The organism is Labrys wisconsinensis, from assembly GCF_030814995.1.
GTDB classification, from domain to species: domain Bacteria; phylum Pseudomonadota; class Alphaproteobacteria; order Rhizobiales; family Labraceae; genus Labrys; species Labrys wisconsinensis.
The window spans coordinates 196165-215879 of the sequence record NZ_JAUSVX010000013.1 but is presented as its reverse complement, the minus strand read 5'-3'; the positions used below and the strand labels follow the sequence as shown (position 1 = coordinate 215879).

At 68.7% G+C, this 19715-nt stretch carries 27 protein-coding genes; 5 read left to right on the top strand and 22 right to left on the bottom strand.

Annotated features, from left to right (window positions below; translation table 11 throughout):
- Nucleotides 1-59: 59 nt before the first annotated feature.
- Nucleotides 60-455 carry a hypothetical protein gene (locus QO011_RS29265; protein WP_307280267.1) on the bottom strand — a complete coding sequence of 132 codons (396 nt, stop codon included), beginning with the start codon at nt 453-455 and terminating at the stop codon, nt 60-62.
- Between the two features lie 297 nt (nt 456-752).
- On the opposite strand from QO011_RS29265, the gene QO011_RS29260 reads away from it, so the two are divergent.
- A complete protein-coding gene (locus tag QO011_RS29260) occupies nt 753-1538 on the top strand; it encodes an MBL fold metallo-hydrolase (RefSeq protein WP_307280264.1) in 786 nt (261 codons plus the stop codon).
- Between the two features lie 225 nt (nt 1539-1763).
- Here QO011_RS29260 and QO011_RS29255 read toward each other — a convergent pair whose 3' ends face one another.
- The 4 genes from QO011_RS29255 to QO011_RS29240 all read right to left on the bottom strand — a co-directional run bounded on the left by QO011_RS29255 (nt 1764) and on the right by QO011_RS29240 (nt 3423).
- Complete coding sequence (locus QO011_RS29255; RefSeq protein WP_307280261.1) at nt 1764-2444, bottom strand: SOS response-associated peptidase; 681 nt, start codon at nt 2442-2444, stop codon at nt 1764-1766.
- Between the two features lie 291 nt (nt 2445-2735).
- Entirely contained in the window at nt 2736-2960 is a 225-nt protein-coding gene (locus QO011_RS29250; RefSeq protein ID WP_307280258.1) for a hypothetical protein, read from the bottom strand.
- Complete coding sequence (locus tag QO011_RS29245; protein ID WP_307280255.1) at nt 2960-3199, bottom strand: hypothetical protein; 240 nt, start codon at nt 3197-3199, stop codon at nt 2960-2962. Before QO011_RS29245 ends, QO011_RS29250 begins: the two co-directional genes overlap by 1 nt.
- Nucleotides 3200-3216: 17 nt before the next feature.
- Nucleotides 3217-3423: a hypothetical protein gene (locus tag QO011_RS29240; RefSeq protein ID WP_307280253.1), complete on the bottom strand. Its 207-nt coding sequence runs from the start codon at nt 3421-3423 to the stop codon at nt 3217-3219.
- A 127-nt stretch (nt 3424-3550) separates the two neighbouring features.
- Here QO011_RS29240 and QO011_RS29235 point away from each other — a divergent pair, with 127 nt between their 5' ends.
- Nucleotides 3551-3763, top strand: a complete 213-nt coding sequence (locus QO011_RS29235; protein ID WP_307280251.1) for a hypothetical protein — start codon at nt 3551-3553, stop codon at nt 3761-3763.
- On the opposite strand, the gene QO011_RS29230 is transcribed toward QO011_RS29235, so the two are convergent.
- Genes QO011_RS29230 through QO011_RS29215 form a run of 4 tightly spaced genes read right to left on the bottom strand, consistent with a single transcriptional unit; the run spans nt 3753 to nt 5030 of the window.
- Entirely contained in the window at nt 3753-3968 is a 216-nt protein-coding gene (locus tag QO011_RS29230) for a hypothetical protein (RefSeq protein WP_307280247.1), read from the bottom strand. The two genes, QO011_RS29235 and QO011_RS29230, sit on opposite strands and share 11 nt — an antisense overlap.
- 12 nt (nt 3969-3980) lie before the next feature.
- Nucleotides 3981-4112: a hypothetical protein gene (locus tag QO011_RS29225; RefSeq protein ID WP_307280244.1), complete on the bottom strand. Its 132-nt coding sequence runs from the start codon at nt 4110-4112 to the stop codon at nt 3981-3983.
- Entirely contained in the window at nt 4099-4365 is a 267-nt protein-coding gene (locus QO011_RS29220) for a hypothetical protein (protein ID WP_307280242.1), read from the bottom strand. Before QO011_RS29220 ends, QO011_RS29225 begins: the two co-directional genes overlap by 14 nt.
- On the bottom strand, nt 4362-5030 hold the full coding sequence (locus QO011_RS29215) for a lysozyme (protein ID WP_307280239.1): 669 nt from the start codon (nt 5028-5030) through the stop codon (nt 4362-4364). The genes QO011_RS29220 and QO011_RS29215 overlap by 4 nt, the downstream gene beginning before the upstream one ends.
- Nucleotides 5031-5118: 88 nt before the next feature.
- On the opposite strand from QO011_RS29215, the gene QO011_RS29210 reads away from it, so the two are divergent.
- Nucleotides 5119-5763, top strand: coding sequence for a hypothetical protein (locus QO011_RS29210; RefSeq protein ID WP_307280236.1), 645 nt, complete (start codon nt 5119-5121; stop codon nt 5761-5763).
- Between the two features lie 3 nt (nt 5764-5766).
- On the opposite strand, the gene QO011_RS29205 is transcribed toward QO011_RS29210, so the two are convergent.
- Nucleotides 5767-6951, bottom strand: a complete 1185-nt coding sequence (locus tag QO011_RS29205; RefSeq protein WP_307280233.1) for a GSCFA domain-containing protein — start codon at nt 6949-6951, stop codon at nt 5767-5769.
- Nucleotides 6952-7293: 342 nt separating this feature from the next.
- Here QO011_RS29205 and QO011_RS29200 point away from each other — a divergent pair, with 342 nt between their 5' ends.
- Nucleotides 7294-7479, top strand: a complete 186-nt coding sequence (locus QO011_RS29200; protein WP_307280230.1) for a hypothetical protein — start codon at nt 7294-7296, stop codon at nt 7477-7479.
- Here QO011_RS29200 and QO011_RS29195 read toward each other — a convergent pair.
- Genes QO011_RS29195 through QO011_RS29185 form a run of 3 tightly spaced genes read right to left on the bottom strand, consistent with a single transcriptional unit; the run spans nt 7472 to nt 9548 of the window.
- On the bottom strand, nt 7472-8692 hold the full coding sequence (locus tag QO011_RS29195) for an SGNH/GDSL hydrolase family protein (RefSeq protein WP_307280226.1): 1221 nt from the start codon (nt 8690-8692) through the stop codon (nt 7472-7474). The genes QO011_RS29200 and QO011_RS29195 overlap by 8 nt on opposite strands.
- Before the next feature lie 6 nt (nt 8693-8698).
- Entirely contained in the window at nt 8699-9136 is a 438-nt protein-coding gene (locus QO011_RS29190; RefSeq protein WP_307280224.1) for a hypothetical protein, read from the bottom strand.
- 1 nt (nt 9137) lies between these two features.
- Nucleotides 9138-9548, bottom strand: a complete 411-nt coding sequence (locus tag QO011_RS29185; RefSeq protein ID WP_307280221.1) for a hypothetical protein — start codon at nt 9546-9548, stop codon at nt 9138-9140.
- A gap of 465 nt (nt 9549-10013) precedes the next feature.
- Between QO011_RS29185 and QO011_RS29180 the strand changes: the two genes are divergently transcribed.
- The gene (locus tag QO011_RS29180; RefSeq protein ID WP_307280218.1) at nt 10014-10442 is read left to right on the top strand and encodes a type II toxin-antitoxin system HicB family antitoxin; all 429 of its coding nucleotides are present in this window, start codon (nt 10014-10016) and stop codon (nt 10440-10442) included.
- Between the two features lie 3 nt (nt 10443-10445).
- Here QO011_RS29180 and QO011_RS29175 read toward each other — a convergent pair whose 3' ends face one another.
- Genes QO011_RS29175 through QO011_RS29135 form a run of 9 tightly spaced genes read right to left on the bottom strand, consistent with a single transcriptional unit; the run spans nt 10446 to nt 19707 of the window.
- Nucleotides 10446-12326, bottom strand: a complete 1881-nt coding sequence (locus QO011_RS29175; RefSeq protein ID WP_307280215.1) for an FAD-dependent oxidoreductase — start codon at nt 12324-12326, stop codon at nt 10446-10448.
- 1 nt (nt 12327) lies between these two features.
- Nucleotides 12328-15537: a hypothetical protein gene (locus QO011_RS29170; protein ID WP_307280208.1), complete on the bottom strand. Its 3210-nt coding sequence runs from the start codon at nt 15535-15537 to the stop codon at nt 12328-12330.
- A gap of 4 nt (nt 15538-15541) precedes the next feature.
- Nucleotides 15542-16309, bottom strand: coding sequence for a phage tail protein (locus QO011_RS29165; protein ID WP_307280205.1), 768 nt, complete (start codon nt 16307-16309; stop codon nt 15542-15544).
- Nucleotides 16310-16318: 9 nt separating this feature from the next.
- A complete protein-coding gene (locus QO011_RS29160) occupies nt 16319-16624 on the bottom strand; it encodes a hypothetical protein (RefSeq protein WP_307280203.1) in 306 nt (101 codons plus the stop codon).
- A 9-nt stretch (nt 16625-16633) separates the two neighbouring features.
- On the bottom strand, nt 16634-17401 hold the full coding sequence (locus QO011_RS29155) for a hypothetical protein (protein WP_307280201.1): 768 nt from the start codon (nt 17399-17401) through the stop codon (nt 16634-16636).
- A complete protein-coding gene (locus QO011_RS29150; protein ID WP_307280197.1) occupies nt 17398-18474 on the bottom strand; it encodes a baseplate J/gp47 family protein in 1077 nt (358 codons plus the stop codon). Before QO011_RS29150 ends, QO011_RS29155 begins: the two co-directional genes overlap by 4 nt.
- Nucleotides 18474-18998, bottom strand: coding sequence for a phage GP46 family protein (locus QO011_RS29145; RefSeq protein WP_307280194.1), 525 nt, complete (start codon nt 18996-18998; stop codon nt 18474-18476). The genes QO011_RS29150 and QO011_RS29145 overlap by 1 nt, the downstream gene beginning before the upstream one ends.
- Entirely contained in the window at nt 18998-19504 is a 507-nt protein-coding gene (locus tag QO011_RS29140) for a phage baseplate assembly protein domain-containing protein (protein WP_307280191.1), read from the bottom strand. Before QO011_RS29140 ends, QO011_RS29145 begins: the two co-directional genes overlap by 1 nt.
- On the bottom strand, nt 19501-19707 hold the full coding sequence (locus tag QO011_RS29135) for a hypothetical protein (protein ID WP_307280188.1): 207 nt from the start codon (nt 19705-19707) through the stop codon (nt 19501-19503). Before QO011_RS29135 ends, QO011_RS29140 begins: the two co-directional genes overlap by 4 nt.
- Nucleotides 19708-19715: the final 8 nt, after the last annotated feature.

The window sequence follows — 19715 nt, the reverse complement described above, 5'->3', positions numbered from 1 at the left end:
CGGCCGCGGGCGTTCCCGAGGAGCCCCCGCGGCCGGCGCGATCCCGGCGCCGTGCCCCGCTATTTCACCGTCACGAGAGCCTGGTGCCGCAGGACGCGGCCGTTCGGAAAGGCGCTGGTGAAGGAAAACGTATCCGAGCCGCGAAAGCCTGCAGCCGGCGTGTAGTAGATCGCCGAGCCCAGGACCTCGTGGCCGAGGCAGGCGCAGTGACCGGCTTCGCAGGTCTTGATCACCTTGGTCTGGGGCCGCGTCGATATCGCCCCGTGAGCGGGCTTGGCGGTAAACGTGTAAGTCGGCGCGCCTGCGCCCTGGCAGGATTTGTCCCAGGCCGCTTCGTTCGACACCTCCACGGTTTCTCCCGGCGCGGCATGGACGTGGAACGTCTCCGCGGTGGCGGCGGAAACGGACAATTGCAGCAGCACTATCGCACTGAACGCCGCGAGCGCTCGGGGCATGGGGACCTCTCCGCCATCCTGATGCCCGCCAGCCGGGGAGATTGTCGCCGGGCTGCCCCTGCTTTTCAAGCTGCGGCCTGGCCCCGGGGGCGGTCCCGAAATCTCCATCGCGATGGCGAGCCCGTGTCGTCCCGCGCGATCGCCGATCGGAAGACAGCCCGCGGGGCGCGAGGGTCTCGGCTTCGCGCAAGCCCGCCTGGCGCCGGTGGGGGAATGGCGTGTAGGGATCGGGGAAGCGCGCGGCCGTTGCCATCGGCCGCGGCTACGCGCGCGAATCCTTAAGCGCCAGGAGCCGTCATGCCCGCCATGCTGCCCGTCGCCGATCCCTGGTTCACCGTCGAGGCGGTCGAGCCGGGCGTCTACCGCATCACCGAGCCGCACTGCGACCGCCTGGTGCGGGCGAACTGCTTCCTGGTGAAGGGCGGGGAGCGCGATCTCCTCGTCGACAGCGGCATGGGCATCGGCCGGCTGCGCCCGGCGCTCGCGGCGCTGATCGACCGGCCGCTGATCCTGGTCACCACCCATGCCCATGTCGATCACCGCGGCGGCCACGGCGCCTTCGCCGATGCGGCGATCCTCGTCCATCCCGCCGAGGCGGACGACCTGCGCCGGCCCGGCCGCACATCCGGCCTCGGCTTCGACCAGTTCGATCCCGCCACCCGGGCCGAGCTCGCCGCGGCCGGGTTCGACGTCGACGGCCTGCTGGTCGACGCCGTGCCCGAGCCGGGCTACGACGTCGCCGCCTATCGCTGCCCCGGCATCGAGCCGACGCGGCTCATCGAGGAGGGCGACGCGGTCGACCTCGGCAGCCGGCGCTTCGCCGTGCTGCACCTGCCCGGCCATTCCCCGGGCAGCATCGGCCTGTGGGATGCGGCCGACGGCACGCTGCTGGCGGGCGACGCCATCTATGACGGCGTGCTGGTCGACACCATCCCCGGCGCCGACATCCCCGCCTATGTCGGGACCATGCGCCGCCTCGCCGGCCTGCCGGTGCGCGTCGTGCACGGCGGCCACAAGCCGAGCTTCGGGCGCGAGCGGATGGTAGCGATCGCGCAGGACTATCTCAGGACGCGGGAGAAGTGAAGGCCGACACGGACGAGCAAGTCACTGATCTTGCTGAGGAACTGGAGCGGGCGATGGGAATCGAACCCACGACATTCAGCTTGGGAAGCACACCCAACTAGCTGACGTTGTTCGGATCTCGTTTCCAGCCCAGTTCCGTCACCCCGATCCAGGGATGGAGCAGCCGTATGCGCCGGAAAGCCTCCGCGCTCCGCCATCCCGGCAGACCTCCGAAGCGCCGGCGGCTCAGAACAGCGACGTCTGCGCTGGCGGCGGCGCGGCTGGCGGCAGATCTGGAACGTCGCCGTCGCTGCGCTTCCCAGTCGCGACGATCTTCAGCGCATCATTTGAGAGCGGACGCTGCAGCTGCAGGGCCTCCTCGGCAGGCGCCGTCATCCAGGTCTCGCGCTCTTCTTCGGTCGTGAGCAGGACCGGCATGGCCTTCGGGTGGACGGGCGCCACGATGTCGTTCGGCTCGCACGTCAGGAACGAGTAGAGCAGATGCTCGCCCTCAACGGGATTGGCCTTCGTTCCCCGGACCCCGCTCCAGGGCCTCCAAATGCCCGCGAAGCAGAATGTCGGGCGCGATTCGTCCAAGGCGAACCAGGTCGGGCGTTTCTTGTTCTGCTCGTCGTATTCGCAGAAGGCGTTGGCAGGCACGAGGCAGCGCTGCGCCGGTTTGAGCCACGGGCGCCAATAGCCGGAACTGACATTGCGCACGTTGGTGACCAGCGGCCCGGCGACCGGCGGGAAGCCCCAGCGCATCCGGATCAGTTCCTCGCCGTCCGGGGTATTTCGGATCACCGGAGCGAAGCCGTCCGGGAAGATCGACGGCATCCGGTCCAGATTGCCGAGCTGGTCCCGGATGGCCTTCCGCAGCGCCCGGAGCGCGGCTTGGGTGGTGGTGAGGCTGTAGAGGTTGCACATGGCTATCCTCGCGGCGGGCGGACTGTCTCGTAGCCCCGGAACATGATGGGACGCTCGTGCACCGTTGGCGTGCCTGCCCGATAATCGTGCGTTCCGAGTTCGAACTCCAGCTCCTTCGATTTGCACTTTTGGCAATAGAGCTTCTTCGCGAACACGGCGAGGGGTGTGAGCCGCCGTTGCCCTTGGATGTCGTCGAGCCCGATACAGACACTCCGATTGCACGGCAGACACCTGACAAGCAACCACTTCCAACCCCAGCTTTCAGCCTCAGCCGCGGTCTGAGGCACACCATCACGGGCCGCTACCACCGGACGCCCCCCGCCGGAATTTGCTGCGCATGTACCCTGGAGAAACGGCTGAGGTCAGGCGTGCGATTTCGCCCTTAAGGTTTTCGAAATCGGCCAATATCTGCGTGTTGGCGACGATCAGCGCGCGGACGGCCGCCACCGGGTCACCGCCGCAATCGGCGATCGTCTGCTGGACACTGGCCTCCAGCAGCGCGGCTTCCCGGTCCATCAGCGGACCTGGCGACGCTGGTCTTCGAAGACGCGCGAGAGCTGAGGCGTCATGCGGCCCTCGCGGTACGCACCGATCTCGGCTGTCAGCAACGTGGCAACCTTGGCGAGGCGCAGCATGGCCTTGTCAACGTCACCGCCGGCGGACTGGACATAGGCATCCGCCAGCTTCTGGGCTTGTTCTCCGAGCTCGTCGCGCACCTCGGCGCGCCGCCGCTGCTCCACGGGGCTGAGCATCATCTAGGCTTCTCCGCTGACTAGCTGACCCGCGCCAACGGCTGATCCGTGCCGTAGACCTGCAACAGCGTCTGGAGCGCTGTGATGTCCTCCCGGCAGTCGTCGAGCTCGGCCTGCATCTTGACGTTGAGCAGCATGACCGACTCAAGGGCTCGCATCGGGTCGCCGCCGCTGTGCTGCAGGGCGATCTGGATGCATCGGTCCAACGCATTTTTGTCGTACATCATGGCCCAGGTCCTCTCGCTCAGATGGGCGGCATGCCGAGAGGCTAAACCCAGTCCAGGGGACGAGTCGAGTCATTTGTTCTCACTTCGTTCACGGTGCGGCTGAGCCTCGGACGAGCGATGATGGCGCATGCCGATACAACATCCGCCGCCGACCGAGCGGGAACAGCCGCCAGACCCCGACCACGGCCGCCGCGTGCGGGTCATCGTGTTGCTCGAGCAGGCTCTCGACCTGGCCGACGAAGCCGGCATGCGCGAGGCGCGGGAGGAGATCGCCAGGGCTCTCCGGGTCGCACATGCCGAGCTCGTTGGCGCGGAGCGGAGGTCGTCGGCTACGGCTTGATGTGCAGCCAGGGCAGGACGCTGCCGATCGCCGCGCCAACGGCGGTCGCAAGCCCGAGGCCCGCGACGAGCAACTTCCAGCCACCGCGGGCGCCGACGACCGCATCGCGGATGGCGCGCACGTCGGCCTTGATCTCGTCGAGGTCTTCGACCGTATCCTTGAGCTTGACCTCGACGGTCGTCAGGCGCCGCTCGAACTCCTGCATCGGCCACACTCCTCAACGATGCCAGCAGCCGGCGGCCAGGCCGCGCTCGTAGTGGAGCGCGAGGCGGCGGTCGCCGTCGCGCGTGGTGGCTTCGACGCCCAGCAAGCTGTCGTTGACGACACCGCAGGGCTTATTGACGGGCACCGAGGCACACCCGCTCAAAGCGATCCCAGCGGCCGCCGCCAGCATAGCAGCGCTCCACCACATCGCCGGACCGGTCCGCTCGTTTTTCGTTCGCATGGTTCGTCTCCTCGATGACTGTGGCGCCGGCGGCCCGGCCGCGCTGGTAGGCGCTGTGGATGACGTAGCCGCCGGCCAGGGCGGCCGCGGCGATGCCGCCCGCGACGAGCCACGCCCGCAGCGGCACGACGTTGAGAAGGCCGAGGAGGGCGCTCACGACGCGCTCTCCCGCAGCCGCTTGACGAAGTAGAAGGCGCCGACCGCGACGGCGAGCACAACGGCCGCCGCCAGAGCCCAGGCCATCGGCCCGCCATTTCCGGCCGCGCCGGCGACGGCGCCGACCACGGACACGCCGCCGGCGAGCGTCTCCGGCTTGGCGAGCAGGCTGCCGGCCGGTGCCGGCACGGCTGCGACGTAGTTGGACGAGACCTGCGCCCCGGCCGCCCAGATGCCGGCTTCGGCCGCGCGGCGGTTCGTCAGGCCGGGGATCGCGACCTTCTTGCCGTTCACCGTGCCCTTGTTCCACTTCGCAAGCTCGCCGGGCACGGCGTCATAGTTGCCGGCGTTAAGCTTCCTGAGCAGCGTCGACCCCTGGAACGCCCCGACGCCGACGTTGAAGGCGAAGGACACGAGCGCTCCGAACTGGTTGTCGGTGAGCGGCACTTTGACTAGGCGTCCGACCGCCGCCTCGGCCGCGGCGAGGTCCTGGCGCAGCAGCTGGTCGGCACGCGCCCTGTCGATCGTCAGGCCCGGCCGGACGTCGGACCCGGTGTGGCCGTAGCCGATAGTGAGGACGCCGACGGCGTCGTGGTAGGCGGCGAGCCGCAGCCCCTCGAACTGCTCGAGCTTGGCGCGGACGGCATCGGTGACGTGGCGGGGCATAGGGGCTCCTGTTGGGCATGAAAAAGCCCGCGCGCGGCGGGCGGGAAGAGGCTGTGCCGTGCTAGAGGTCGGCTGGGACGGAGGGGCGATGGACGAGCAGGAGAAAACGGCGCTGGCACGCTTGGCGGCCGGGGAGCCGCTAAGTCCGGACGAGGTCGAGATCTATGCGCGCTACGTCGAGCGGATGAAGGCGGAGGGCGTCTCCGACATCGCTCGTTGGTCCAGCAATGCGGTCTTCGCGCCAGCATGGGACGAGCGCACGCGCAAGCTCGCCGCCATGCTGCCGGACAAAATCAAGACGGTGGTCGACATCGGCTGCGGCACCATGGCGCTGCGGAGCATGCTGCCGCCGACCCTGCGTTACGTGCCGGTCGACGTCGCCCCACGGGGGGCGGATACGGTCGTCATCGATCTGAACGCCTCGCCGCCCCCGCCACTCCCACCTGGTGACGTCGGCTTCTTCAGCGGCTCGCTCGAATATGTCCTCGACCTGCGCCGGCTGATCGCGGTCTTGATCAAGACCTATCGCTATGTCGTGTGCAGCTATGCCGCGACGAACAATGCACCCGACCAGATCCAGCAGCGCCGCCGCGGCGGTTGGGTAAACGACCTCAAGGTTTCGGAGTTCGTCGCGCTGTTCGAGGAGGTCAACTACCTGCCCGAGGAGATGCGGAGCCATTCCCCGCACAGGCTCTTCTTGTTCTTCAGGCGAGCCGTGAGGCCGCCGCTGTGACCATCAGCCGGCGGTGCCGGCCGACCGCCGGCGCGCTTCCAGGCGCTCCTTATGCGCGTCGAGCCGGGCTTGGCGTTCGGCTTCTCGCTGCTGCATCAACTCAACCCGCTTCTGTTCAGCCACTGCCTTGGCCTCCGCATGCAAGCGGCGCATCTCCTCGGAGCGCTCGTCCGATTGCCGCTGGAAGGCGGCCTGCGCCTCGACGCTGGTCATCTGGGCGAGGCGCCGATCCTCGGCTCGAGCCGCCCGCCACGCCGTCAGGAGGTCCGCATCCGTCATGCCGGTCTGGCAGAAATAGCGCTCGAACAGCGTCAGGTTGAAGTCGACCGCTGTCCAATGCGGGTGCTTCCGATCGTCGATGAACGGGCGCTCGAAGCAGGTGGTCACGACCTCATAGCTGGGGAAATAGAAGAGGTTGCGGTCGCCCGCGTGATGGCGCGTGAACTCGTCAAGAGCGGCCCGCAGCGTCGCCTTCGAGACGGAGTTCGCCACGATGCCGGGGATGCCCCGGAAAGTCGCCGTCAGGCCGACCGGCGAAAGCGAGAAAACGATCGTGGCATCCGGCTGGTGCTGGCGGATGAGGCTGTAGATGGCCTCCAGGTTGGCGACGTTCTCGCCGACACTGGTGTTGCGGAACTTGTGTCGCGATGGATCAATCCGGTTGGTCGGCACCGCCCGCCAGAACACCTCGCCGGTCGGCTCGTCGTACCAGATCTCGGAGAGCCCCAGCGTCAGGATGAACACCTCCGCCGAATCGAAGATGCGACGGGTCTGCTCTCGCACCTCCTCGTCATAGCCGAACTCCTTCCCGTCATAGCCGTGCCAGAGCGGCACCTCGGGCACGCGTCCCTGCCAAGCCCATTCGAACTGCTGCCGGATCGCGTAGGTGTTCACGATGCCATCGCCCATCGTCGAGATGTAGGCGCGCGCCTCTCCTTTGGTTGGGACGTTGAAGCCGAGATTGCTCAGGTGGTTCGACATGTGCGCCGCAAAGCACGAGCCGAAGGCTACCGTCACCGTGTCCGGGCCGATCATCGGCTCTGGCGGCATCAGTCCTTTGGCGAGATACGTCACCACCGCGTCATCGCGGTCGAAGCTGCTGTCCTGCGGGTAGAAATTGACCGTCTCGCCCCTGTAGAAGGTGGCCGACATCTTCTTCGTCTCGCCGTCCAGGGCGAAATCGACCATCGTGTCTCGCGGACGCATGACAGGCGTCGGCCGAGACGTAAGTCTCCGCTTCGTGACCATACGCTAAAATTTCCCAGCCCATTGAACCCAGCCTACCCGCGGTCAGTTTAGCCGCGATCGGCCAACAGGCAATGGTTGTAGGTCGTCAAACTGGGCCCAGGCCGCCGGTGCGTTGCCGTCACTCGCCGCTAAAGCCCTCGAAGAACGCCGGCCCAGGTCCCGTAGACGCCCAGGAATATCGGCCGCCCCGCACGGCGGACCAGCCGCCCGGCGGGCGGGAAGTGACTGGTTGAACTCGACCAGCGGTGGCGGTAGCGTCGTCAGCGGGGCTGAGGCAGATCAATGGACGACGACGGGATTCCTATTTTCGACATCAATTCGGCAGAGACGCCGCTGCGTCTCCTCGCGCAGGCCATGGAGGCCGCTCGGGATGCGGGCATGCCGGATACCTTCGCGGCGATCACAAGGGCCATTGAGATCGGCCAGCTTGAGCTCGTCGCTCTTGGCCTACCGCACTTCTCTAGATAAGCGCCGCCAGGGCGATCCCGGCGGCGGTGTGGGCTATCTGCGTTGGATGTAGTCCGTCAGAGCACCAGGGGCCGCCGTCGACACGCCAGAGGATCTGGCCGGTGCTGGTGTCGCGGACAGCGGCCTCGAGGTCGAAGACACGGTTCGCCGGGATGACGGCTCCGCTGCGGATCCAGGCGTTCACCGCCCGCCGGTCGCCGTCGTAGGGCTGTGGGGTCTGGCCCGCCAAGCTCGCTCCGCCATCGGTCGTGATGACGGACGGCACGATGGTACAGACCCATGTGTCCATGTCCCGAACGAGCTTTCGGTACATCGTCTCGATAAAGGCGATGATCGCGTCGGCTCCATCCACGCCGAGGTCGTTGCGGCCGAGGGCGAGGAGCGCCCGATTGCAGAACTGCTGGAAGTAACCGATCCGCCGCTCGCCGCCAGCGGTCCAAACCTTGGCCGTCGCCCCCGGCTTGCTCAGATTGACATAGGGCACATCCCTGATGCCGAAGGCGCGCTCGGCATAGCCGGCATTGCCATAGGGGTCGCCGGCGCCGGCGGGAGTGCCGGACGGGATGCCGAGCTCCCCGGCGCCGTCCGAGATACTGTCGCCGACGATCATCCAGCTGTCGATGGCCGCCGTCGTCTCGCCGATGAGGACGGGCTCGAAGGCGAGGTCGTTGGTGTACGCAGCGATCGCGGTGCCGACCTGCGTCAGGTCGGTGCCGGACGAGGACAGCGCGCTGCAGTCGACTGCGCCCCCGTAAGCGGACATCGAGCCGCCGGCGCCGCCGAGCCCCGGCCGGCCGAAGACCGAGAGGCCCGCCGCAGCGCAATAGGAGCGGAGGCGGTAGAGGGACGAAGCCGGCAGTCTGACGCCGCTAGGATCGCTCCGAAGCGTCTGGTAGTCCGTCAGCATCCCGGTGTAGCCGCTGCCGAACCGGAATGCCCGGTAGGGACCCGGCGCAGATCCGAGGGGCGCCTCGAGGCCGGCGGACACTGTCGCCGCACCTCCCACGGTCAGCTCGCCGAGCTCGGTGTCGACCACATACCAGGGATAGACGACGGCGAGCCGCTGCAGGTCCACCGGCGGCGATTTGTGCAGGCGCCCGCTCATCATCTTGCGGCCGGGGGAGCCGGTCGTGACTGAGCGATGAGCGCCGAAGCGGTTGCCGGCGATGATCCACTGCAGGGAGCCCTGCGTGGGCATCGCCCAGGATGCCACTTCCATCTAGGCGGCCAGATAGGTGCCGGTGACCCCGACGGACAAAGCCGCGCCGGAAACGATCTGCGCGATGCCCAACGTCAATCCGGCCGCGGCGGACCTTACCCCGTAGAGCGTGACGTCATTGGTCCCGGCAATCGCACGCGGCGTGATGTGGAGAACGCCCGACGGGAAGGCGAGGCCGGCGCCGATCCCAGTGATCTCGCCGCCCCAGTTCGTCGTCGGATCGACCTGGAACGGCAGGCCTCGAAAGATGAGGTTCCCAGCAGCACCGCTTGACCAGGTCGGGGTGAAATTGACGGTGAGATTGTAGCGGATCAGCTTGCCGATCTGGATGTACTTGCCGACCTGCGCGGTATAAGCGACCGACAGATCTCCCGGCGTGCCGAGCGTGAAGACCGGCACGAACGAGCCGATGATGGGCGGGACGGGACCGATCTCCATGTCAGATCTCCGTCGCCGTCCACTTCTGACCGGTCGTCGCGCCAACGACCGAAACGGCCTGGTTCGTGTCGACCTTGAAAGGGGCGCCGGGCTGGACCTGAAAGGATCCGGCGCCGCCGATCGCGGCCGTGGGAAGCCCGGTGACGTCGGTCTCCTTGATCCACAAGTCGCCGGCGGAGATGTTCTGCCCCTTGAGGCCCTTGCGATCCGGATTGCCGGCAGCGAGCTGCTGCGCCGAGCCGCCGGCCGTGATGCTGCCCGAGCGGTCGATGCCGGCCGCAAGCTTGTTTCCCCCGGGCGCCGCCGATTCCACCGCCACGCGCTCGGCCCACGTGCCATCCCCCATGTCCTTCAGCCGACGGAACACACCCGGCGGATCGGCGCCGATGTTCCCGACCAACACGTCGCTCATGCAGACCTCCGCGCACAAAAGAGCCCGCCGACGGCGGGGTAAAATGCAGAACGTTTTCGTTCGAATTCCCTTGACGCCCGAACGAAAACGTTCGATACTCTCATCATCGAAACCGAGACGGGAGAATGAATAGAGACCAGTTTATTGCCAGCCTCCGGCGCCACGCGAGAAAGAAAAAGATCTTCTTCTCTCTGAACACCCGGAAAGGCAAAGGTTCGCACTACATCGTGACAGTCGGAGATTTCTGGACCACGGTCCAGTATGATCTAGACGAAGGATCGATGCGGCGATGCCTAAAACAACTCAACATCTCCCCCGCCGATCTCTAGGCGGGGGTAATTCGACACGATCTCATTCATTTGCCCGACCAGATCTGATCCGACATCGAACCCTGACATCTGACGCTGACATCTGACGCTGACATCTGACACCGACACCGAGCCCCGACAGAGCTGAATTTGATCAATGGCCCATTATCTCTACCCCGTAGCAATCGCCCGCGAGGGTCCGGACTACGTCGTAACCGTCCGCGACCTGCCACCCGTCGTCACCTCCGGCCCCTCGGAAGAGGCTGCCCGCGAGATGGCAGCCGACGCCGTCCAAGCCGTTGTCGAGCACGCGATCGAGAACGAGCTTGACATCGCCGAGCCTTCTGATCCGCTGGAGGGCGAGATCCTGATCGGCCTGCCGGCGCAGCTGGCGGCCAAGCTGGCCGTCTACCAGGCCTGGCGCCGGTCCGGTATCCGCAAGGCCGAGCTGGCGCGACGCATGAACCGAAACGAGGTCGAGGTGCGCCGCATCCTCAATCCTCGCTATGGCACCAAATTGGACCAACTCGAGGAGGCGGCGCGCGCCCTCGGCGGCCGCCTCGATATCCGCTTCGAGGCGGCCTGATCGTCAGGCCGCGAGCAGGTCTTCGCCGCCGGCACCGCTGCCGTCGTCGCCCCCGTCGCCCGGCAGCGTCTCGTCGTCGATCGCGGTGACCCAGCTCGCCTTGACCGATGCCCCGCCACCCGTCCCGCCCGTCAGGGCGATCGGGTTGGCGGGGACGTTGGTGTAGACGCCCGTGTCCGTCACCTCGATTCCGGTAATGCCGCCGACGTCGTCGACCTCCGTCACGGTCAGCGCGAACGGACGCGTCGCCGCGCCGCCGATGCCGTTGACGACGTCGCCGACCAGGTAGCCGGCGCCGGCCGCGACGATGGCGGGATAGTCGGTCTTGATGTTGACGATGCTGGCGTCCGGGTCGATCCGGTGCCCGATCGCCAGCAGCTCGGCCCGCAGCGTCTCATAGGGGACGGCATCGAGATCGGTGAGGCCCATCAGGACCATGAGCGCGGCCCACATGCCGCAGACCACTCCGCCCTTCTGGAGCTCCGGCTCGGTTCGGCCGGCGCCCCAGGCGTTGCTGGTCCAGCCCGGCGCGCCGGCGACCAGGATGTTCTTCGGGCCGGTCTTGGGCTGGAAAATGCGGATGTCCGCCTGATAGGGGGCGGTCTTGTTGTAGGGCGTGCCGAGGCCGCCCTCGCGCACCACCATGCCGGTCGAGCCCTCGTATTGCGTGGCGAAATGCTTGTCCATGGGGTAGCGCCCCCACCACGCCGCCTTCGCTTTGCGCAGGTTGCCCGGCGGGTTGCTGGCCAGGCCGGAGACGTCGGCCATGGTCATCATGTACCTGGCCTCGAGGCGCGGCCCCTCGCGCATGTAGAACTGCCAGGACCATCCGAATTCACCGATGAACTCGTCCTTCGGCAGGCCGATGCCGGTCAGGCTGTCCTGCACCGCCGTGCCGGCCATGCTGGGATCGGTCGCGTCGAACTTGTAGCGGCCGATCTGATAGTTCTTGATCGTCTGGATGATCCGGTATTCCTCGGCCGGCGAGGCCGTGGGCAGCTTGCAATGCAGCGGCACCCCGTCGGCGTCGAGCACGAAGGAATCGTCGTTGAGGCTGCCTTTGCCGGCCTCGACGCCGCCATAGTTGCGGCGGCCCCGGCCGATGGTCTGCGCCAGCGGCTTGTAGGCCTCCGGATCGTAGACACCCCAGGGCAGCGTCGGGTCGAGCAGCTTGTCGACCGACGCCCACGACCGCATGTTGTCGGGATGGTCCGACGCCATCAGCCGGAAGGCGCCGCACTGGACGTAAGGATTGGCCACCCCGGGCGAGAGGCCGGGATTGGCCATGACGTCGGCGCGCAGCTGGCCGTTCGACAGCCGCGCCGGCACGCTGGTGACGATCGGGTTCGGCGCAAAGCCCGCCTGCGGCTCCGCCGCGCTCGCCGCCTCGCGACCGACCCGGTAGGGCAGCCCGGCTGCCTTGCCGAGCCACATCTGATAGGACGCGCAGATGAAGGCCTTGGCGGTGAAAACGGTCGGCGAGCGCAGGTCGACCACGCCCTTGATGATGGGATAGCAGACGATCTTCTGCAGCTGGTCCGGCGTCGCCACCACCTTCACGACCTGCAGACCGCGATAGATGACGACACCAGCCTCGTTAGCCATCCGCACATAGATCAGCTCGGCGACGTTCGGGCCGAAGTGGAAATAGCGCGTCGTGCCGTACCACTCGCCGATGCGCTGGTAGAATTCGAGCACGTTTCCACCGACCGAGGACGGTCCGGCGACGTCGGTCGCGCCGAGCGAGCCGCCCTGCATGCCGCCGATGTGCTGCGTCTGGAGGATCTGAGCGACCGACAGGCCCTTCCGCCGCGCCGTGTAGGCCGCCTCGCAACCGGACGGGTCGCCGCCCACCACGACAAGATCATAGCTGTTGTCGGCCATGTCAGAGCCCCAGGTCGGCGATGAGAAGGGCGCCCGTCAGGTCGGCCGCGCCGGAAGCGCCGGAGACCTGCAGGCTGACGTCGATGCCGCCGCGGCTCGCGTCGATGAAGTAGGGGATCGAGAACAGGGTATCCGCGCCAGTGGCCCATTCCAGCATCACGGTCGCGGCGCCGACGGCCACGGCGGCAGGGTTGGCGGGCAGGGCGGTGTAGAGGCCGGGCGTGTTGACGCCGAGCGTCAGCAGCTCGCCGGCGGGCCCCACCGCCACCGCCTTGAGGTTCGCCGCCACGGTGCGGGTCCCGCCGACGACGTTCATGCCCTGCCCGACGGTATATCCCGCGGACGGGTCAACCACCGAGGCCCGGCGCACACCCCGGGCGGCCGAGGCGGCGATCGAGGCCGTGGTGATCGCCTCGCCGTCGAGCAGGATGTCGACGTTGCACGAGCCGGCGGAGAGGCCAAGGCTGACGCCGAGGATCGCGAAGCGGCCGGCCATGAAGCGCCCGATGGAATAGGCACCATTGGCGACGGCGCCGCGCACCGCCACCGGCAGGGACGGCCGGTCCGGCGCGAGATAGCCGGGGCACCGCACGATGTCGACACCCATGGTGGTGGTGTCGTTGACGATCGGCAGGGTCTGGACGTCATGGCCCTCGATGCGGATGTTGCGGTGCGCGGCACCGCTGAGGTGAATGGAGCCCGTCTCGGTCGGGGTGCCGACGCCGCCCGCAAGCGTCGCGCCGGAAAGCGCGGCCGTCGTGGTGGTGGACAGCGTCACCGCGTTGCCGGCGGTGCCCGTGACCTTGCGCGTGATGGTCAGCACCGTGCCGGCCAGCGCATAGCTGTTCTGCCGCAGACGCCAGCGCGGCACCTGGTCGAGCATCGCCATCAGGTTGGCGAGCGTGCCGGCGAGCGTCGTGGCGATCTGGACGTGCAGGCGCGAGCTCGCCGAGGCCTTGAACACCAGCGCGACGCCGTCGATCGCCAGGGCCTGGCCGTCGGCCGGATTGTCGGCGAAGGTCCCCGTGCCGCTGGCGGCGACCCAATCGGGCGAGCGCCCGGCGATGCCGCCGCGGATCGTCAGGTTGTCGGCGCCGGCGTCGATCTGGATAGCGTTCTTGTCGCTGCCGGTAATGCAGTTGCCCCAATACGTGATGTCGTCGAGCACGCTGTCTAGCGCCGAGGTCGCCGACCATTTCACCGCGGCGTCGGCAAAGCCGGTGATGACGCCGCCGCGCAGGCGCAGCCGGCCGAGATAGCCGGTCGTGGCGTAGATCGCCCGGCCGGCGCCGCCGGACAGCTTGAAGTCGACGATCTCGACGTCCGAGCCGTCCTCGAGGCGGATGCATTCCAGCGTCTGGCCGCTGGCGATGAGGTCGCGGATACGCAGCCGGGCCGGCTGCTGCGGACCGCCGACGCCGGCCGAGAGGGTCTGCAGCGCCCGGCCGCCGCCGATGATGCGGGCCGAGCCGATCGAGATGTCGGAGGAATAGTCCTCGAGGCGGATCACGGTGCAGCCGAGCTGCAGCCCGAAAGTGAGCGTCGTGTCGGCGGGGATGGCCGCCGTCGGCGCCGCCGACAGCGTCACCGTCGCGGCGCCCGCGTTGACCGACAGCACCGTGGTGCCGTCCAGGATGTTGAGGCCGTAGGCCTTCATGTTGGCGTAGACGCCGGTGGTGTTCTTCAGCGCGATCGTCGCCGTCGCGGCGGCGGTCGCCACGTCCTTCGAGGTCCGCAGGCCCTCCGTCGCCGTGCCGCGATAGTTGATGCGGCCGATCCGGATGTCCTGCGCCGGGTTGCCGCCGACCTTGTCGCCGACCACGTCGAGCCCGATCGAGGCGCAGTCACCGAGGGAGAGCGTGCCGATCCCGATGCGCTCCAGCGCGCCGGTGACCTGCAGGCCGATGCCGGCCCGCTCGATCACCAGCTGATCGATGTCGATCCGCTTGGCGCCGGTGCCGACCTTGACCGCCGGCGTGGCCGCGGCCGACCAGTCGCGATAGCTGATCTTGAGCTGGCCGATGATGGTGAGGTCGGTCGCCCCGGTGAGGTCGAGCGTCGTCGACGTCGGCCCGGTCTGCACGATGGCGCTCTTGCCCGACGGCGTCACCACCAGAATGGTCTTGCCCGTGAGCAGGCCGGCCGGGATGGTGCCGTCGACATAGTAGCGCGGCCGCGACAGCACGACGAGATCGTTGGCCTTAAGGAGGCTGATCAGGTCGGGCCGGTTGGCGAACGGGGTCTTGCGGCTGCGATAGCCCTCGGCATTGGCGCCCATGTCGCGCAGCAAGTCGTAGAGCGAGCGCGGCCGGGTGTTGGGCTTGCCGTAGACGACGGGCTGATCGAAGGTCGTATCGTAGCCGACGTGCATGGGATCGTCGGGATTGCCGCCGATACCGGTGCTCGACGGCACGCGCGCGCCGCGGGCCTTCTTGTGGGGTCGCACGCCCGATCGGCTGACGATCGACGCATCCTTGCCGCGGAACGTCGCGTCGAAGCCCAGGGCGCGCAGCGCGCCGCCGGCCGTGACCATGGTCGAGACCTGGTCGGGCTTGACCACGCCCATCCCGGCCGCGCCGATGAAGGCCACAGGCTTGCCGGCGCCGATCTTCGTGGTCAACGCCGTCGCGATCCGCACCGTCGTCGCCGTCACCTCCGTGACGGGCACGAGGGCGCCAGGCTGCTCGCACAGCATGCCGACCGTGACGCCGTGGCCGGCGGCGAAATGAAACACCGCCTCGTCGGCATCCGTGACGGCGGTGGTCTTGACCACGATCCGGGCGCCGGTCGCGGTCGCCGGCGCCACGCCCTCGACCAGCAGCTGCCAGTCCGACGGCGCGTCGCGGGACGGCGCGAGGCCGGCCGCCACGTCGCGCAGAGCGTACCAGAGGCCGCCGCCAAAGGTCACGAGGCTGCCCCTCGCCACGGCGTCGCCCGTCCAGGGCGCGGCGGCGAGCAGGCTACGGACGATACCGAGCACGCCTTCGACCAGCAGGTTTTCGTTGGCGTCGTCGAGCTCGGCCCCGCCGGCGGCGGCGAGCTGGCGCAGCGCCGCCGAGACGGCGTTGAACCATGGTGCGCTGACGATCGTGCCGTCGCCATCGCCGGGCGCGGTCTCGTCCAGGAAGAAGCGCGTGTCCTGGCCTGCGGTCGAGGGCGTGTCCGGGCGGACCGCTGCGGTGCGCCCGAGGGCCGGAGAGAATGCGGTCATGGGCTCAGGTCTTGATGATGTAGGCCAGGGCGACGTTACGCGGCCGTGTCTCGGTGCCGAGGTTGATGCCGAGCTGGTTGCCGGCCGGATCGCTCGGCGGCCCGTCGTTGGCGGGGTAATTGGCGTTGATGGATTCGTGGATCAAAAAACCGCCGACCCCGTTGGACCCGCCGGGCATCGGCGGCGAGCATATCCTCATGGGATGGCCGTGCGGGCCGACCATGCCAGCCTGCTGACTGCCCAGCGCCCGGCCGGCGTCGACGCCGCGCGCGGTGCCCATCGTATCGGTGCCGCGGATGAACTCGCCGCGCAGGTCCGGCAGGTTGAACGTCGTGGTGCCGTTGCCGGGCCCGAACGTGTCGCCGGTGATGGCGTAGAGCGCCGCATAGGTGGTGCGGTTGACGGCCGCGCCGTTGCACAGCAGCCAGCCGGCCGGCGCAGCGGCGCCCGCATAGGCCTGCACGCTGCCGGTCGGTGCCGGCGTGACGCCGCCGCGGCCGACGAGCCAGGCGGCGAACCGGACGAATGTCAGGGGGACCCAGCTCGCCGAAATGGCGTCATAGATCTTGTAGGCGCCGGCCGCCGGCGTGACGCTGTCCGGCTGAAACCAGAGCTTGGTCGTATCCCCCGGCGCAGTGCTCGCCACCGACACGTCGAGCAGATTGCTCGCGGCGAGGACCTTGGCGACGACGTCGACGCCGAAGAGATAGCCATAGCCGCCGGCGGCCTTACGGACCAACAGCTGGAAGGTGTTCGCGTTGAAGACGGTCATGGCGGCCCCTCAGATCGTGGTGAGCTGTTCGGCCGCAAAGCCCGAGCCGCCACCGGCGTCGACCATGGCCAGGATGGCGTTCTTCAGCATGTCGTCGGGCTCGCCTTCCGCATCGGTAGCGGCGTCGATGATCACGGTGCGCAGCTGTGCGGTGATTCCATTGAGCCAGCTCGCGGTGATCTCGGTGCCGTCGGTCGTGCCCGGCGCGCTGCAGGGCTGGAACCAGGTCTGCAGCGCGCCGGAGGCGACTGGATCGGTCGCCGGACGCAAGGTGGTGAAATTCGGCCCCTGCGGGCCGAGGATGACGGCGGACATGGCAGCCTCTCAGATGATCTCGAAGACGATGCGGACATGCGCCGGCGCCACGCCGGCGAGGATGCAGTCGAGCGCGGAGAAATCCGGCCGGTAGCCGGCCCGGCTGCAGCCGGCCATGGCGCATCCGGCCGAGGTCGGCGGCTTGTTGCCCAGCGCCGCGGAGGTCGCGGCCGACATGGTGCAGCGGATCGTGTAGGCCCAGGGGATCACCGGCTGCAGCCGCGCCGCCATGACCTGACGGTCGCCGGCGCAGCCCTCGACCGTGCCGACGAAGGCGCAGCCCGCCTGCGCCGCGCCGGCCAGGGCGGCGCCCTCGCTGGCACCACCGGGCAGGTCGAGCGGCAGGTCGAACTCGACCCCGGGCATCAGGCCCGGCGTGTAGTACCCGTCATCCCGGATCCGCACCCGCGGCGCCGGGTCGTAGATCGCCAGGTCGTAGCCATAGCGCGCCGCCACCTCCTCGAGGTCGGCGATGCGCGCACCGCCGACCAGCGCGACCTTGGCACAGAGGTCGCCGCCGGAGGGATCGCAGGCGTCCGGCAAGCCGTATTCGGCGAGCCAGGAATCGACCGTCTCCGACGCCGTGGCGCAGAATATCTCCTCGCCGAGCGCGCAGATGCGCTCGTTGAGGAGGAACAGCGCCCGGGCGATGGCGCGCCAGACCCCGCGCCGCGGCGAGGTGGCCGGTGCCTCGGCCCCGTCCGTGCCCCAGGCGACGCCGCGCGGTGCCTGCGCCTCGACCTGCGCGGCGAGCTCGTCGACGGTCGGGCAGCTCATAGGAACTGGATCGTCCCCGGTATCGCGAGCTCGCCGCGCGACAGCATGATGTCGGCGGCGGGCTCCACCAGCTCGTGCCGGCGCTCGCCCGTCGCGGCCGAGATGGCCTCGCCGATCCAGGAGCGCGAGAACCGGAACGGCGCTGCCGACTGGCCGACCTCGCCGCGGCGCCGGAAGGCATCGGCGATCTCGTCGCGCACCGCATCCCGGACGTCCGAGGTGGCCGGCTCGAGCCCGCGGATCTTGATCGGCACCGGCACCGGTGTCGGCGCACGGACGCAGACGATCGCAGTCGCCGGCGCGAACGGCGCGATCCAGTTGCTCACGCGCTGTATGTCCGCCGTCGTCGGCACACCGTCGGCATAGAGGTCGTCCATCAGGATCCAGACGCCGACCGTGCCGAGCCCGTAGGCCAGCCGCTCCACGTACACCCGCGTCACGCCGGCCGCCTCACCGGCCCAGATGACATAGTCGGACGGTGCACCGCCCATGGGCGTGTGGCGCTTGCGGTAGAGCACGCGTTCGCGCAGCCGCTCGTCCTTTTCGACTTCGTCGCCGCCGCCGATACCGTCCGACGCCACGACGCCGTTCGCGGCGAGGCCGGCCAGCGCCTCGCCGAGGGCCAGGGGCGCGCCGGCCATGGTGTTGGCGCCGGGCCCGGTGCCGGTCGCGCGCAGGCGCAGCCGCGCCGTGCCCCCGGCGCCGACGACGGCGGCGCCGACCGTGCGGTACTGCACACCGTCGGACCGGGTGATCAAGGTGCCCGAGGCGACCTTGACGCCGACGGTGCCGGCCCAGGTCGCATAGCCCTCGGCGAAGCTGCTGCCCTTCCTGGCGAGGCCATACTCGGCGGCGTGGCGGTCGAGGTACTCGCTCTCGGCCGTGGCGGCGAAGATCTGGCGCCGGATCCAGTCGAGCCGCAGGAAATGATCGTAGAGCGTGAGGGCCAGCACCTTGGCCGTGACAGCGACGTTATTCGGCCAGAGATAGGCGTCGAAGTTGGGCATTTCTGCCCGGAAAGCCTGGCGCACCTTGTCGCCGAGGCTCGGCAGGCTCGGGATCGAGAACGGCATCAGCGCGGCCCCTCTTTTGCCCACAGCAGAGCGAACTTGCGGTCATAGAGCTGGTCTCCGGCATCGCCGTAGCCGGCGATCGCCAGCAGCAGCTGTGCCTGCTCCGGATCTGGCGTCGCCACCGCGTCGATGCGCGCGAAGGCCCCTTGCGCGATCAGCGGCCGCAGCGCGACATGGGCCATGTCCTCGGCCCGCCGGGCCGTCTCGGCGGTGAGCGCCTGCCGGCGCAGGAGCCAGAGATGCGAGCCGAGCTCGGCCTCGCCGAGGTCGGCGCGGACGTCGAAGCCGTCGCCCGCCCAGCCGCGGGGATCGTCCTCGTCGGCCCGCCCGTCCTCGACAGTGGCGTAACGGTCGCTCATCAGGCACAGGATGACGGCGGTCTCGAGGGAGCGCCGCGCCGCCAGGCCGCCGCCGTTGCCCGGCTCCAGGCCCGGGTCGGCCGCCTCCCAGTCGCTGGCGACGTCGCCGAGCACCGTGTCCCACGGCCCGGTCAGGCCGTCGTCGACGATCGCATAGGTCGCCATCAGACCGCCTTGACCGTCGTGGCGAAATTGCCGACCAGGGTGGCGCCGTCCGAGCAGACCGTGCCCTCGACCGCGACCGGCTTCCCGCCGGTGCCGCCGAGGTTGATATCCGAGGACTTGATGACGACGCTGTCGGCTTCGATCGTCAGGGTCCCGACCTTGAGCATATAGGGCCTGCCGGCGGCGCTGGTCTCGATGCCGCCGCCGCCGACCAGCTTGATGATGTTGCCGGAGGCGTCATAGAGCGCGGTGGCGCCGGCCGGCAGGCCGCGCGGCCGATGGTCGGGATGCTCGGCGCCGAGCAGCACGGCCCGCTCGCGCGATGCGCCGAGGGACAGCAGCATCGCCACCGAGCCCTTGGGCGGATGGGACGAGAAGCCGTGCGGCTGCATGCGCAGCACCGCATCGAGCTCCTCTCCGGCGAGGCCGAGCGCCTTGCCGGTCTGGAACTCGCCGCTGTCGTCGGTGTCCGACAGCTCGGCCCGGATCAGGGACGAGCTGGTCACTCCTTGTAGCCCTTCAGATCCTCGTAGACGCGCATCATCTCGACGACGTCGCCTTCCGCTAGGGCATGGGCGGCACGGTCGAGGTCCCGCCGCATCAGGGTCGCGGCAAAGATGCCGGTCGGGATGGCGTCGTAGAGCGGCAGGAGATCGTCCCGCACCCGGGCCATTTCCTTCGGCAAAGCTTCGCCCAGCGATTGGCTCATGGCAGTCT